The following is a 14,446-nucleotide window of genomic DNA, read 5'->3' as shown; positions in this document are numbered from 1 at the left end:
TTCAGGCCGTTCATGAAAGCTCCACAATGAAATGTTCAATGCAGAAAACCGGTAACGAGTCCGGCGCATAAAGCGACGGTTATAAGGCCGAAGAGAATTCGATAGGCACGGTAGGTCGGCTGTTTGCCGGTTAAGAGCAGCCGAAAAGTGATCAGGATAAGCAGCGGCGTTACGGCAGTATAATAATGCAGCGTCCCGACAGGACTGCGTCCTGCTACGCTAGCCAAGAGTCCCGAGGCAAACGCCCCCAAGAGAGAAATCCGTGCCGCATGAGCCGAAACCTTTTCGGGCGCTCTTAACGCTTCCCCTTCCTGCTTTTTTATCAGCAACAGGACCATCGCCGCATAGAACAACGTCGCGCCGATGCCCAAAATCAGATGCAGGCTGTAAAGAGTTCTTTCCATTGCCTTCCCTTTCGCCTTTTTTCAGATCGGATTTTCTAAAGTTTTTGCGCTTCAGATTCGCGGACGAAAGCCCTCCCCCAAAACCTCATGGACATTATTGACGATGATAAAAGCCTTCGGATCGATGTGTTTGACGATCCGAACCAGTTTGGTGATCTCTTGTCGCGTCAGAACCGTGTAAAGGATCTCCTTCTCCTGGCCGGAATAGAGGCCGCGTCCTTCGAGCGAGGTGACGCCGCGGCTGAGATCGTTGAGAATGACATGCGCGATTTCGTCGCTCTTATCCGATATAACGATGGCCGAACGGGCATAGTCAAAGCCGTCGAGAATGACATCTACCAGGCGGCTGGAGACGAACAGCAAAAAGAATGCATAGAGGGTGAGGGTCAAAGCCGGTCTCTCGAAGGAAAGGCCCTTTGATTGAATGACCAGTCCGGCAAGCGAAACGACAAAGAAATCGACGAGCATGAAAGTGACGCCCGGCTTCATCCCCCAGCGCTTATGCGCCACGGCGGCGATAATGTCCGACCCGGCAGTTGTCCCGCGGAATTTAAAGATGATGCCCAAACCGATGCCCAGCAGCACGCCCCCGCAAAGCACTCCGATCAAAAAGTCGTTGTGAAGCAGGGCGACGACCGAAGGTCTCGTGTGAAGCCCAAGGCCGCCGATGACGGGCAGTTGTCCGCGAAAGAAATCGACGAAAAAGGAGGCGGCAGTAAAACCCAGGAAGGTTCGGATACCGAACTCCTTTCCCAATTCCAGAATCCCCCAAATAAAGAGCGGGATGTTCAGCATCCACATCAGCGCGCCGACGGCTATCCTGCCGCCCGAAAGGTAATGCAGCGTCATCGAAAGGCCGCTGACGCCGCCGGGGACGACCTTGGCGTCGACCAAGAAAACACCGATGCCCAAACCCATCAGCGCCGAACCCAAAATGATAAAGACAAAATCGCGCCAAATCTCCTGTTCGCCCAAACCGATTTTTCGCAGGATTTCCTTCATATTTGGACTCCTTTTGCAGCAGTTTACAAAGAAATCGAACGTTTTGCAAGCGGTTCCGCGTCAGTCTCGTGTTGAAAAAATCGACAAAATCAACGGGTAAACGTCCAGAATCGAGCGAAGGTGGTGCGCGGCCGTTTCGGCTCCCGCACCAAAGAGCAGGGTCATCGCCGGATTGCGCGTGTGACCCCGCCAGGCTAAATCCTCGATATTGCCGTGATCACTAGTCAAGATGATCAGCGTGCGCCGTAAATCGACTGTCGCAAGAACCGCCTCGACAAATTTTTCCAACCGGCATAGAATTTTAACGGCATGATCCAAATCCTGTGCGTGCCCGGCTTTATCGGTTTGAAAGTACTCAAAGAGAGAAAAGTGGTAGGATTGCGATGCATTGCCGATAATCCGTCCCGCTTCCTCGGGCGTCAGCAAAGGTACGTCGAACCCTTTTTCCCGTAACGCTTCACCGGTGATGTCCTGATAGACTGACCTGCCCTCCAAAAGATCCTGCAAATTGAAAAAGGGCAGGCCGGCGGCCAAATTTGCCAGCGAAGTGGCAGAGAGGTGTGCGACAATCTGCATGGGATCAAAGTCGAAAAACGGAGGACGAAACGTGTTGAGAAATGCGGCGCGCAGCCCCATTTCGCTGATTTTTTTAAGAACGGAATGCTCAAAGATGATCTCGCGCAATGTCGGATTCGGAAAACCGTTGAGATGCCTGCCGAGCACAGCGGCGGCGTTGATGCCGGTGAGAAGCGCGGTTTGTCCCGTTGCGCTTTGGGGTAATCCCGGCACGTTCAGAGTTGCATCCAGGCCGAGGGCAAAACCGTCTGTCAAGGGTTTTGGGAAGGTCTCGTCCGAAGAATGCCGAAAGAGGCGTACGGATTGACGGCAGGGATTGGCCTCCGTATTACGGCCGATGCCAAGGCCGTCGACGAACAGCAGCAGAACGTGGTCGATAAGGCGAAACTCGGAAGGGGCGGCGGTGTTTTGCGGGACGATCAGTAGAGCTCCTGAATTTGCACATTCGGATAGTAGAAGCGTAAGATTTCCTCAGCCGGGCGGCCGCGCTCGGCCATCATGGCGGCACCGATTTGACACATGCCGACGCCGTGCCCCCAACCGGCGCCTTTGATCACAAAGGCTTCGGGCAGTTGACCGCCGCCGATCTTGTCGATGACGATGCAGGCGCTGTAAAGCGTTTTCGGTGACAATGCCTTGCGAATATTGAGCTCTTTGCTGATCGAAAACGTATCGGCAGTACCGACTATGCGCAGTTCGATCAGACGACCCGAAACACCGCGACTGACCGGCTGCAGATCGACCAGGGAGCCGAAGGTCCGCCCGGTAAAGCGGCGGATTTGCTCCTCCATTTCCATACGCGTAAAGCGCTCCTGCCAACGAAAATACTTTTCCGCATAGGCGGCATAAGAGGGTGAGCCGCTTTTTTCCGTATTGCAAAAGACATCAGCCCGCGACTCGATCCACAGTCTGACGTTGTCTTCGTTGGACAGATCGAACTTTTGCGCCAAAATCTGCCGCTGATCATGATCAAACGAGCCGCGCAAGTGCGAAAACGGCCCGCCGCTCCAGACGTTTTCAGAATTTTCCGTGTGACCGCCGCAGACCGCTGAGAACGGCGTTGTGCACAGCTCACCGTTCACGGTCAACACCAGCCCGCGCGTTTCCGTAACGGCTTCGATCACCCGCTCTTTGAGATCGCGGTCGCCGACAAACACCTGGCAATGAACGTCGGCACAAACATCGAACGGATCGTTCTGATGAACGCGCCCAAAATTGTATAGGAAGAATGTCCGTGCGGCAATGGCCTGCGCTTTCAGCGCTTCTTTGGGAAAGTCCGGCGCCATTTCACCGGGAACCACGCCCATCAAATAGTCCTCGAGCGGCAATACATTGACGGCGGTAAGCTTGCCGTCAGCCGAAAGTCGAAACTCGAGTTCGCCTCGGTAACTGCGGCTTTCCTGACGCGACCAGTGAAAGCCTTCTCCCACCTTGACAGAGTGAATGGTGAAACGCGGACCCGAAAGACGAACGACGTCGCGCAAAGCCAACTCCTCGCCTTTGGGAGAAACCAGGATCATCGTGCCCGAGGCGCTGCGTTCAACCGGCACGATGCGTGCGTTCGTTAACTGCGGATTAGCGGAACGGTAGGCTTCAGCTTCCGCCGAGGAACTGAATTCTTGACGCGAACAAACCAGATAACGCAGCTTGCCGGCTATAACGTTATTACCCAGCGCCAACTGGTCGTCCGATTCAATGATGTTTACCAGGATGCCTGCGGCCTCGTAACGCTGCGCCGCTTTTTTGGCATCGGTGCGATTATAAGCTGTTTCCATCTGCAGCCGCAGCTTGGCGGGCGAAACGGATCCGGGCGGGATGCGGATCTTCCACACATCCTTTTGTCTGGCCTTATAGTTTGCGGCGCCGCTCGATGCGACAATATGCATGGTACCCGACGGCTGAAAAGAGATTTCGTCCGCGTTGGTAACAATGCCCACGCGCACGATCGGGCTGACGCCCACAGCGGGCTGCATGTGCAGCGCAGCGCAGGAACACAGAAAGGTCATGAACAGCGCGGTTGCGGCTGCCAGCCGCCGGCTCCTGCAGCTTGTTTCAAGCGCCGCGGAGGTCGTACCCGAATTCACGTAAAAAGTTCTCCTTTTTGCGCCAATTCTCCCGAACGGCAACAAAGAGCTGCAGATAGACCGGACGGCCCAAAAACGCTTCGATCGCTTCACGTGCTTTTTCACCCAGGCGCCGAATTGCTTGACCCTCCTTGCCGATAATGATTTTTTTCTGCGAGTCGCGCTCGACAATGATGCGTGCATTGATGAAATCCTTGCCCTGCGGCCGTTCACGGAACTCGTCGATCACCACAGTGCTGGAATAGGGAATCTCTTCACCGTATTGCAAAAAGATCTGCTCGCGAATCAATTCGCCGACAAAAAAACGTTCCGGATGGTCGGTGAGGGTGTCTTGAGGATAAAACGGCGGTCCGAAAGGAAGAAGAGAGAGCAGCTCGCTTTTCAAAACGTCAAGATTTTCCCCTTGAAGCGCCGAAATCGGCACCACCGCTTCCGGTTGGTGAATCGAGCGAAAGGCCTCGATGAGCGGCAGGAGAGAGCTTTTTTCGATCAGGTCAATTTTATTGATGGCCAAAACGATCGGCTTGCCTTTGGTCGCCGATTCCGCCAATAAATCGCGGTCATGAGGATTGGGCGCAGCGCCCGCTTCGACCAGTAAAAGCAGAACATCGGCTTCCTGAATCGCGCGGTTGGCCGCCTTCATCATCCACTCCTGCAGCTTGTATTTCGGTTGAATAAGACCGGGCGTGTCGAGAAAGATGACCTGCGCCTTTTCCTCGTTGAGGATGCCGAGGATCGTGTGGCGCGTCGTCTGCGGTTTGTGGGTGGCGATGGAAAGGCGAAACTGCAGCAGCGCGTTGACCAGCGTCGACTTGCCGACGTTAGGCCTGCCGATGATGGCCACGTATCCGGAACGAAAATCTGCAGGAATTTCAGTCATCGGCATCAGGGCATGTGCTCAAAGGCGTCTTCGTCCAACAGTCTCTTGGCGATCTCTTCGGAATCGGTGAACCGCAGCATGTGATGATGGCAGCCGACGCGCAGACAGGCGTCGATCATGCCGCCGTGCGGCAGATAGATGGCGAACATCGGCGCCAAACATTCATCGCAAATCTGTCCATGCTCGGAGAGCGACACTCTGCAGGTTGGACAAAAAAGCTCGACGCATTCCCCTTCCGGCAAATCGATTTCATAAATGTTGGTGAAACTTCCATATACCGGATCGAGATGAATGAGCCCCTCTTTATCCCCATACCTGGCCAGCACCGTAATCGACGGATAACCGTTGATCAAGTGCTCTTCGTCCATCAGATTGTGTTTGTTCGGACACATGGCGTGCCGCACGCGCAGGGACTTGCTCGGTATTTCGATCTCGACGATCTCTTTTTTCTTGTTCTTCATGGAGGTTCTCCAAACTAATTACTCAACCGACGGACAATTCGGCCGAAAACAGATACCGCGTTCATGCCCGTAGTTGCATGCATCCGAGTGCTAATAGGATTTGGCAACCAAGACCCGCTGCTGCGACGGTTCACCGCATACGATGCATTTGCCGGACTCCCGCTTGCTGCCGTCAATGGGGACGCAGCGGATGGTCGCCTTGGATGTCTCCTGAAATTGAGCTTCGCAGGCCGGATTGCCGCACCAGTGCACCCAGAAAAAGCCGCCCGGCTCCTCGATGCGTCGCTTGAACGATTCAAAGTCGTCCTCGTCAAAGGTGTTGGCGTCGCGAAAGGCTTTGGCGCGTTGAAAAAGCGAGACCTGGATCTCTTCGAGCAGGGTTTCGATGCGCGGCAAAAGGCCGTCCTGCGGCACAGTGATCTTTTCGCCCGTATCCCGCCGAACCAGCACCACCTGATGGGCTTCGAGGTCTTTGGGTCCAAGCTCAATGCGGATCGGAACGCCGCGCTTTTCCCACTCGTTGAACTTGTAACCAGGTCGGTACTGATCGCGCTCATCGATCTTGAAAGTGATTCGTCCATTCCAGCTTTCAGTCAGCCGTCGCGCAGCGGCGCACATGCTTTCGCGCTGAGAATCGTCCTTCCAAATCGGCACGATGACCACTTTGAGCGGCGCCAGCCGCGGCGGAATGACAAGACCGTTGTCGTCGCTGTGCGTCATGATCAGGGCGCCGATCAAACGAGTCGATACGCCCCAGCTGGTCGCCCATACGTACTCGAGCTGTCCGGCTTCGTTCTGAAACATCACGTCGAAGGCTTTGGCGAAATTCTGTCCCAAAAAGTGCGAAGTGCCCGCCTGCAGCGCTTTTTTATCCTGCATCATCGCTTCGATGCAATAAGTATCGAGTGCGCCTGCAAAGCGCTCAGCCGGTGTTTTCACCCCGACGAACACCGGCGCAGCCAAATAGTCTTCGGCAAACCGCCGATAGACTTCTATCATGCGCAGGGTTTCTTCGACAGCCTCCTCTTTGGTTGCATGCGCCGTATGCCCCTCCTGCCATAAAAATTCGAGCGTGCGCAGAAAAAGGCGGGTGCGCATTTCCCAACGCACCACATTTGCCCACTGATTGATCAGAATCGGCAGATCGCGGTACGATTGGATCCATTTTTTATACGTCGACCAGATGATCGTCTCGGAAGTCGGTCGCACATAGAGCTTTTCTTCCAGCTCTTTGCCGCCGCCGTGGGTTACGACCGCACACTCGGGCGCAAAGCCTTCCACATGCTCCGCTTCTTTACGCATAAAGCTTTCGGGTATGAAAAGCGGAAAATAGGCGTTCTGATGGCCGGTCTCTTTGAACATGCGGTCGAGCTGCGCTTGAATTTGTTCCCAAATCGCGTAGCCGTTGGGCTTGATGACCATACAGCCGCGTACCGCCGAATGCTCCGCCAAATCGGCGGCATCGATGACGTCCAGATACCAGCGGGAATAATCTTCCGAACGAGGGGTGATTCCTTTTGCCATGCAGTTACCTTTTTACTCCGTCGAATTCAGTTTCTACAATTGTCCACTTTTTCGAATAAAGGGATTGTACACCATTCCGGCTCTTTCACGCCCTGCAGACAGTAGAGAGCGCGCTGCGGTATCGACCGCTTGGTGTCGGCCAAAGTCACATCGATCAAAGCGCCGTGCATGCAACGGATGCAGCCGGCCGGTTGTCGGTCGAATTCTGTAGCTGCGCAGCGCGCAACCAGCGCTTGGCTGTTACTCCACGCGGCGCGTCCGCTTTTTTGTATAATCTGAAGCGATCGGGTTCTTTGAAATACCAGCCGTCCTCGATCCAAGCTTACCCGACCGCGAAATTCCAGTCGGTCCCCGGCTGCCAACCGCATTTGCTCCTGCTGGTGCGGGGATAAATAAAGATAAAAGCAGTCGTCAAAATCAACAAGCCCGATGTAACCGCGCCTCGCCACGGCCAAATAGCCTGCCAAGCGCAGCTGCGCCTTGTTGCCGTAGAACGTTTTTCGAAAATGGGGTTTGACGCTTTCGATCTCACAGGCCGCTTCCGTTTCGCGCCAACGGTTCTCTTCTATCCATTCGTCGAATTCTTCCAGCTCACATAAAAATCGACGATATTCGTCTTCGTTCAACAATAGGCGCGGCTGGTAATGTACTTTTTCATCATGAAAATGCGAGCAGCCCTCGCAAAGCCGGCCGATGTACGCAAAACCGCGGCGGCAGGATTTACCCTTGTTCTTGAGCTCGCAGCTCCATCGGTAATAGATGCATCCCTGCGGCCAACATTTTTTCGCCCGCAAAACATGATAAGCAGAGACGCGATTTTCGAACCTGCTGTGGCTGCGAAAATTGCAGCTGAACACATCGGACCGCTTGTACGGGTTCTTCATACATACACCAACTTTAGGTGAAAGTTAAAGATAAAGCACGGCATAATCAAGAAATTTGTAATTATGTTCAATTCTTGTCCGCCTTTTAAAAATTGTGCTTGCGAGTTTCCCCCTTACTGTTAGCTTTGCAAAAGCAAACCATAAAAACAAAGAGTACAGGGTGGCTGAAATATCTTTAGTTTTAATCATTCTATTTTTGTATTTGGGCATAACCCTTTTGGCGGGGATTGCGCTCGGCCGTCGGCCGAGCTCGGGGCGCGAATTCTTTAACACCGAGATGCCCTGGTGGGCAGTGTGCTTGAGCATTGTCGCCACCGAAACCAGCACACTGACGGTCATCAGCGTGCCTGGCCTCGCTTATGCCGGTGACTGTTCCTTTCTACAACTTGCGGCAGGCTATATCGTCGGTCGTACGGCTGCCGCCGTTTGGCTTCTTCCGCAATATTTCAAAGGACGAGTCTCGACCGCATATGAGCTCCTGCTCCAACGCAGCGGAAGAGAAATGCGCACTACCGCATCGCTGCTTTTTATCATAACGCGACTGCTTGCCGACGGTGTGCGTCTTTTTGCCGCCGCCATTCCTTTGTCTTTGCTCACTGGATGGAGCATCGGCTTGTGCATTGTTGCTTCCGCCGCGGTTACCACGGCCTATGCCGCTTTCGGCGGCATCCGCTCGGTCGTGCGGATGGACGTTGTGCAGACGTCTGTCTATCTTTTGGGCGCCGTGGTCTGTGTTTATTACCTCATGACCATCCTGCCGAACGGGCCGGCGCAAATACTCGAAGGAGCGGCTCGGCTCGGCAAATTCAGGGTCATCGACCTCGGCGCAACCAAACCGCTCCCGCTCTTTTTTCAGCGCCCCTATACGCTTGCTGCAGGACTGTTCGGAGGAATGTTCATTTCCCTTGCCTCGCACGGCACGGATCATTTAATCGTTCAACGCCTGTTGACCTGCAGGACTTTGCGCCGCGCCCAAGCCGCGCTAATCTGCAGCGGCTTGTTTGTGTTTTTTCAGTTTGCGTTGTTTCTTTTACTCGGCGTGCTGCTGTATCATTTTTACGGAGACGCCGCCCAAATCGGCGACCAGGTCTTTCCCCGCTTCATCGTCGAAGAGCTTCCCGCCATTCCGGCAGGATTGGCGGTTGCGGCTCTGTTTGCCGCCGCCATGTCCACGCTAAGCAGCTCGCTTAATTCGCTGGCATCTTCCACCTGGTGGGATCTGACTGCCGATTTAAAAATCATTCCGCCGCGACAAGAGGTCGGTTTTCTTCGCCTGCTTAGTTTATTTTGGGGGTTAATGCTCACCGGCGCTGCGCTTCTTTTTCGTAAAAGTGTAAGCCCGGTTGTCGAACTGGGCCTCACCATCGCTTCATTTACCTACGGCGGCGTGCTGGGCGTTTTTCTGCTTTCCCTTCGGCGCGGGCGACCCGCCCAACAGCTGCTTTTTTCGCTTTGGAGCAGTCTGGTCCTGATGATCCCTTTCGTCGCTGCTTCGCAGTCGGTTAAAGCCGCCATTGGCGCCGGCGCAGTTCTTTTCGGCTTTCTGGTCGGTCGGTCGGCATCCTGGTACGGCCGAATCCTTTTGCTTATCGTTGCAGTAATCAGTTGGGGCATCAACGGCAAAACGCCGAATTTGGCATGGACCTGGTACGTGCCCCTGGGAACAGCTTTTGCGGTTACGGCGGCGTATGTTTATGCGGGGGGATTAAAAATTCTGGTCAAAATCCGAGCACTGCGGCAACATCGACGGGAGTCCGAGTCGGGACGTCGCGGCCTTCGAGAATGACGCCCCGTTCGTGCAGCGCTTTAAAGTTGGCAATGTCTTTTTCATCGACAAAAATAAACGGCGCCAATTGATTTTTTCCCGGCTTGAAGTGCATGCCGCCGACGTTCACTTTGTCGATCTCGATGCCGTGGTCGATCAGATAGACCACATTTTCGGGCGAGTCGACCAAGAGTAGAATCCGTTCGTCGTCGAACGCGCCGTTTTTCAGCGACTCGACTGTTTCCGCTTTGGTCAGCACCGAAGCCTTTAACGTCGGCGGAACCGCGGAAAGGTAGATGGTTTTCTGCCATTCTACGGTTGCGACTTCATCGCTGCACAATAAAATTCGCTCGGGACGGATGACGGAACCCCATCCCACCACGACCTGGCCATGAATCAAGCGATCATCGATCCGTACCATCACCAGCGGCATTTATCTCTCCCGATTCAGTTTTTGAAAACGACGATTCCTTCTACTGCCTGTTTACGGATTGTTTCCACCAATTCATCCAAAGGAAGCTTGTCCCGATGCGTCATAAACGAAAGCACCATGGCCAGGTTGCAGCCGGAGATCAGCCGTACCCGATCGTTGTTTTGAATGACGGAGGCGCTGATATTCCAAGAGCTCCCGCCGCGCAGACAAGCCATAATGACCGTCCCCTCGATGTTGGGACCAAAATTTCCGGTCAGCGATTGCAGTCGTTGCGCAATCTCCTGGTTGGACATTTCAGTGACCGACAGAGCATAAAGTCCTTCATCGGTGCCCAAGATGCATTTTGCGGCTTCAATAAAGGCGTTGCCGAGCGGTCCGTGTGCGATAATAATGCCGTTTTTCATTATTACTCTTCTAAATCGACGTTTACTTGTTCAGTTTCTTCTTCCGGCGCCATCAATATGCTTTTTAACCGCTCGTCAAATTCCTGCGCCTGGTCGATGCCGATCTGACGCAGCTTGTGGTTGAGTGCCACCGCCTCGGCGACGATCGTCAGGTTTTTGCCTTCGAGAACCGGCAACTCGACCAGCGGAATTTCGACTCCCATGATTTTGGTGTAAACCCGATCCAGCCCCGTCCGCTCGTACGATTTGCCCTGCTGAAAGCGTTCCAGCTTGACGATGACATGAATGTCCTTTTTGCCGCGAATGCCGCGCACGCCGAACATCTTGAAAATGTCGATGATGCCCAGCCCTCGGATTTCCATGTGGTGACCGATGCTTCCCCGCGGCGCACCCTGCAGCACATTGGAGCCGACTTTGGTGATTTCGACAGCGTCGTCGGCCACCAGCTGATGGCCGCGCTCGATGAGGTCTAGCGCCAGCTCGCTCTTGCCGATTGCCGCCTGCCCCACAAACAACACGCCCACGCTGAACAAGTCGACCAGAGTGCCGTGAACAACAAGACGAGGAGCAAATTTGGCTTCCAAATATTCGCTCAAATGGCGATGCACGGAAGTGGTGTTGAAAGGCGTCAGAAAAACGGTAATACCGTGATGAGTGGCAATTTCGATGAGCTCCTCGGGCACAGGATTGTTGCTGGTGATGATGATGCAGGGCAGCTCAAAACCGAGCACCGTGGTAATGGCCTTGATTCGACCTTCCCGCGTTAGGGTGCTGAGATAGCTGATCTCCGTGTTTCCCATCACCTGCACGCGCCAATAGGTGAACACGTCGACAAAGCCCGCAAAGGCCAGGCCCGGACGATTCAACTCCTTTTCGCGAATCTTGCGTTCGAAAGAAAAATCGCCGTTGACGATCTGCAGGCTCAGCCGTTCGCGCATGTCCTCATAAAGCGTGCGCACTTTGATGAACGACAAAGCCTTTGCCGGCCTTGGATCGAATACTTGGACATATTTTTTTGCGCTGGTCTGCATGCTCCTTACCTGTTTCGTTTAAGCGGGGGCTTGACGCCCCCGCTGGTAAAGTTATTCCTCAACGGGAAACTCGATGTTTTCCGCAATTCTCTCCTTATCAAAATGGCGCAGCTTTTCTTTGTACTTTAAGAGCTTCCTCTCCAGTTTGTCCACTGCAAGGGTAATGGATTTATACATATCCTCACTCTTTTCGACGACGGTTAATCTCTGCCCATACACTTTTATGCTGATCTCGGCCACTTGCTCGAGCTTGACATAATCCAAGACAATATCTACTTCAAGGATATCGTCATAATATTTCTTCAGGCGCCTAACTTCCTGCGTAGCGAATTCTTTGAGTCGATCTGAGGTTTTGAAATGCCTGGCAGTGAACGTAACAGTCATGGGAACCTCCTTATATAATTGGGGTGAAGAGATCCAGATGCGAGAGATCTGATTCTGTAACAAAAAGGTTCTCCGAGCACCTCCTTGGGCTGCTTTTAGGTTTATCGCGGAAAGGGGATTCATTCCTTACCCCGTGGGAAACATTGATGATAAATTTTTTTTAAATGCTCGGCCGAAACGTGAGTATAGATCTGCGTTGTACTCAGGTTCTGATGTCCTAAAAGCTCCTTAACCGACATGAGATCCGCGCCCTGGTCGAGCAGATGCGTTGCAAAAGTATGCCGTAAGGCATGGGGATGAGCTTTTTTTCTATCGGCAACTCGTCCGACATATTTCCTCACCACTGCAGCCGCCTGCATCCTCGTCATCGCCTTTCCGTTCTTATTAACAAAGATATAGCCGTTAAATTCCATGCCTTCATCGCGGCGCTTTTCGAGCAGAGCCTGCAAATCCGCCAATAACTTTTCACCCAACGGTAGAACCCTGGTTCTATTCCGCTTGCCCGTCACCCGCAGTACTCTTTCCGCGATACGAATATCGTTCTGCCGCAGGCTAATCAGCTCGCTGACGCGCAGACCGGCATCGTAAAACAGCTCAAGCATCACCAAATCGCGCAGCCCGTTCGGTTGCGTCGGATCGACGCTCTGCAGCAGCGCCTGCATCTCTTTAACAGAAAGATAATCGGGCAAGTTTCTGCAAATTTTCGGTGTGGCAATGTTGATCGTCGGATTGACCGCGACGGCATCTTCTTTCAGCAAAAAGCGGGCAAACGAGCGCAACGCGGAAAGCTTGCGCGCCGTGGTTCGCGGAGAGGCATGGGAGCGAACCAAATGCGACAAATACCCGCGTACGGCGGCGCGGTCAAAAAGAGTTACATCGGGTATCGGCGTGCCATACCTCGCCGCCAAAAAGTCGATAAATTGCAACAGGTCGCTCTGGTAGGCGAAAATTGTGTTAACGGAACTGTGCTTTTCGACTTGCAATCGATGAATAAATTCGTCCAACCAGTCGTGTAAACTTTTTTTTGTCATGGGTTACTGCAAAACCTTTTCCGCGAATTTCGCCTTACACTGCGGACATTGGTGCACACCTTCGGCAATAAGCAGCATATAAGAATTGCCGCAATGCGGACAGGCGACGCTGACCGGTCTGTAACGCGACACGAACCGACACTTGGGATATTCGCTGCAGCCGAAAAAGAGATCTCCGCTTTTTCCAACCCGCTCGATAATTTCGCCTCGACAGCCGTCTTCCGGGCAGCCTACGCCGATGCCCAAAGGTCGGGTGTAACGACATTTCGGAAACGCCGAGCAGGCCACAAAGCGCCCGAACTTGCCTTTGCGCACCGTCAATTCGTTTGCGCATTCGGGACAATGGCCATGGAACCGAGTATCATTCGTGCTGTGTGGGCTTTGCTTTTCCTTACGGGTGACATTCGATTCCTCGAAAGCGTACAGCAACTTGTCGATTTGCGCTAAAATGAGATCGGTGCTGTCGTTTTTTCGCGAGGAAAGCGCGATTCTTTCCTGCAACTGCGACAAAAATACGAGATTCAGTAACTGCGGACAGACCCGCTCGACCTGTTCGATGACACTTATTCCGGTTGGTGATAGCCGCAGCGATCCTTCCCGCTGTTCCGTCAATTCCCATGCCGCCAGGGTTTGCGGAAGAACGTACCAATGTTCCGGCATGCAGAGATGCCGTGAGATCATCTCTTCCGCTATTTGTCCCAAACTAATTCCGTTTTGCATAGGATGAACAGGCTGCAGCTCAACACTTGTCGGCGTGAACTGCTGCCCGACTCTGATTTCGCCGCTTATTACGCGGTTCTCCTTTTGGCCGTGAAAAGGATGGACGGCAGTAAATCCTCGATGTTCCTGCTGCCGGTTTTCTAATTGGACCACATATCTTTTATTCGGGCCGCCGACGAGCGTTGCGTGCGTTACGCGCATCTTTTGCTCCGTCATCAGTGCGGCCGCCGTGCGATGCCAGATTAGGGAATAGAGCTGAAATTGTTCCTCGCTTAACCTGCGGCGTACTGCTTTCGGCGTCAGACTCGGAGAGCTCGGTCTCACTGCACCGTGAATTCCCGGCTTTGTTTCGCTCTGCAACGATCGCCGAGGTACATACTCCTTTCCATAGTTCGTAAAAATGTATTCGCGCCAAAGCAGTCTTTCCGGATCGGGAATGGCGGTGGAAGCCGTAATCGGAAAAGTAATCAGACTCTTACCCTGGCCGTCTCGTGTTTCGTGCAGCGACAGGGCTGCGGCAAGCGTCCGGTTCGGCGGCCAACCGTGCTGCGTTTCAGCGGCAGCCATCAGACTGCCTAAATGGAACGGCTGCGGCGGCGGTAAGGCATTTTCTTTTTCATCGACCGCTTTCACAACAAAAGTATGCTGCTGCAAATCGAATACCAGAGCCTTGAAATATTCCGCATGCGGCAGATTGGGCTTTTCGCCATTGACCGATGCGAGCCTACCAGTTAAGCGGCTTTTGCCGACTGCCAGTGTCAGAACAACCGACGGCTCCACAGCAGGCTGTGCGGCATTCTTTTCCTCATGCTCGCGAATCAGCGCCAAGGTTGCCAAGACCGACAAGCCGGCAACAGCCGACG

The 14,446-nt window shown here is 53.6% G+C and carries 16 protein-coding genes; 2 read left to right on the top strand and 14 right to left on the bottom strand.

Annotated elements, in window-relative coordinates; all coding sequences use genetic code 11:
* Nucleotides 1-35: 35 nt before the first annotated feature.
* From ONB24_03165 to ONB24_03155, 3 genes are read right to left on the bottom strand one after another with little or no spacing between them, the layout of a single operon-like run.
* Complete coding sequence (locus tag ONB24_03165; protein MDZ7315102.1) at nt 36-404, bottom strand: hypothetical protein; 369 nt, start codon at nt 402-404, stop codon at nt 36-38.
* A gap of 51 nt (nt 405-455) precedes the next feature.
* On the bottom strand, nt 456-1,406 hold the full coding sequence (locus tag ONB24_03160; protein MDZ7315101.1) for a YitT family protein: 951 nt from the start codon (nt 1,404-1,406) through the stop codon (nt 456-458).
* Nucleotides 1,407-1,466: 60 nt separating this feature from the next.
* Nucleotides 1,467-2,237 carry a hypothetical protein gene (locus ONB24_03155; GenBank protein MDZ7315100.1) on the bottom strand — a complete coding sequence of 257 codons (771 nt, stop codon included), beginning with the start codon at nt 2,235-2,237 and terminating at the stop codon, nt 1,467-1,469.
* Nucleotides 2,238-2,264: 27 nt separating this feature from the next.
* On the opposite strand from ONB24_03155, the gene ONB24_03150 reads away from it, so the two are divergent.
* Nucleotides 2,265-2,408: a hypothetical protein gene (locus ONB24_03150; protein ID MDZ7315099.1), complete on the top strand. Its 144-nt coding sequence runs from the start codon at nt 2,265-2,267 to the stop codon at nt 2,406-2,408.
* Here the strand turns inward: ONB24_03150 and ONB24_03145 are convergent.
* From ONB24_03145 to ONB24_03125, 5 genes are all read right to left on the bottom strand, one after another.
* Nucleotides 2,402-4,066, bottom strand: a complete 1,665-nt coding sequence (locus ONB24_03145) for a SpoIID/LytB domain-containing protein (protein MDZ7315098.1) — start codon at nt 4,064-4,066, stop codon at nt 2,402-2,404. The genes ONB24_03150 and ONB24_03145 overlap by 7 nt on opposite strands.
* Nucleotides 4,035-4,946: a GTPase Era gene (gene era, locus ONB24_03140; protein ID MDZ7315097.1), complete on the bottom strand. Its 912-nt coding sequence runs from the start codon at nt 4,944-4,946 to the stop codon at nt 4,035-4,037. Before era ends, ONB24_03145 begins: the two co-directional genes overlap by 32 nt.
* Before the next feature lie 5 nt (nt 4,947-4,951).
* Nucleotides 4,952-5,407, bottom strand: a complete 456-nt coding sequence (locus ONB24_03135) for a hypothetical protein (GenBank protein MDZ7315096.1) — start codon at nt 5,405-5,407, stop codon at nt 4,952-4,954.
* A 90-nt stretch (nt 5,408-5,497) separates the two neighbouring features.
* Nucleotides 5,498-6,931 (bottom strand): proline--tRNA ligase, encoded by a 1,434-nt coding sequence (proS, locus tag ONB24_03130; protein MDZ7315095.1) that lies wholly within the window; start codon nt 6,929-6,931, stop codon nt 5,498-5,500.
* A gap of 26 nt (nt 6,932-6,957) precedes the next feature.
* Nucleotides 6,958-7,815, bottom strand: coding sequence for a hypothetical protein (locus tag ONB24_03125; protein ID MDZ7315094.1), 858 nt, complete (start codon nt 7,813-7,815; stop codon nt 6,958-6,960).
* A gap of 160 nt (nt 7,816-7,975) precedes the next feature.
* Between ONB24_03125 and ONB24_03120 the strand changes: the two genes are divergently transcribed.
* Nucleotides 7,976-9,601, top strand: coding sequence for a sodium:solute symporter (locus ONB24_03120; protein ID MDZ7315093.1), 1,626 nt, complete (start codon nt 7,976-7,978; stop codon nt 9,599-9,601).
* Here ONB24_03120 and ONB24_03115 read toward each other — a convergent pair.
* The 6 genes from ONB24_03115 to ONB24_03090 all read right to left on the bottom strand — a co-directional run.
* Nucleotides 9,534-10,013, bottom strand: a complete 480-nt coding sequence (locus ONB24_03115; GenBank protein ID MDZ7315092.1) for a PTS sugar transporter subunit IIB — start codon at nt 10,011-10,013, stop codon at nt 9,534-9,536. The genes ONB24_03120 and ONB24_03115 overlap by 68 nt on opposite strands.
* Nucleotides 10,014-10,027: 14 nt before the next feature.
* Complete coding sequence (locus tag ONB24_03110; protein ID MDZ7315091.1) at nt 10,028-10,417, bottom strand: hypothetical protein; 390 nt, start codon at nt 10,415-10,417, stop codon at nt 10,028-10,030.
* A 2-nt stretch (nt 10,418-10,419) separates the two neighbouring features.
* Nucleotides 10,420-11,448, bottom strand: coding sequence for an HPr(Ser) kinase/phosphatase (gene hprK / locus ONB24_03105; protein MDZ7315090.1), 1,029 nt, complete (start codon nt 11,446-11,448; stop codon nt 10,420-10,422).
* 51 nt (nt 11,449-11,499) lie between these two features.
* Nucleotides 11,500-11,832, bottom strand: coding sequence for a ribosome-associated translation inhibitor RaiA (gene raiA / locus ONB24_03100; protein MDZ7315089.1), 333 nt, complete (start codon nt 11,830-11,832; stop codon nt 11,500-11,502).
* Between the two features lie 119 nt (nt 11,833-11,951).
* The gene (locus ONB24_03095) at nt 11,952-12,863 is read right to left on the bottom strand and encodes a tyrosine recombinase (protein MDZ7315088.1); all 912 of its coding nucleotides are present in this window, start codon (nt 12,861-12,863) and stop codon (nt 11,952-11,954) included.
* A 3-nt stretch (nt 12,864-12,866) separates the two neighbouring features.
* Nucleotides 12,867-14,446: DNA topoisomerase (locus ONB24_03090; GenBank protein MDZ7315087.1), on the bottom strand; the 1,580-nt coding region annotated here is incomplete at its 5' end.

Source organism: candidate division KSB1 bacterium (assembly GCA_034505495.1).
In the GTDB taxonomy this organism is placed as follows: domain Bacteria; phylum Zhuqueibacterota; class Zhuqueibacteria; order Residuimicrobiales; family Krinioviventaceae; genus Fontimicrobium_A.
Note: the sequence above shows the minus strand (reverse complement) of the source record. Positions and strands in the feature narration are given on the sequence as shown.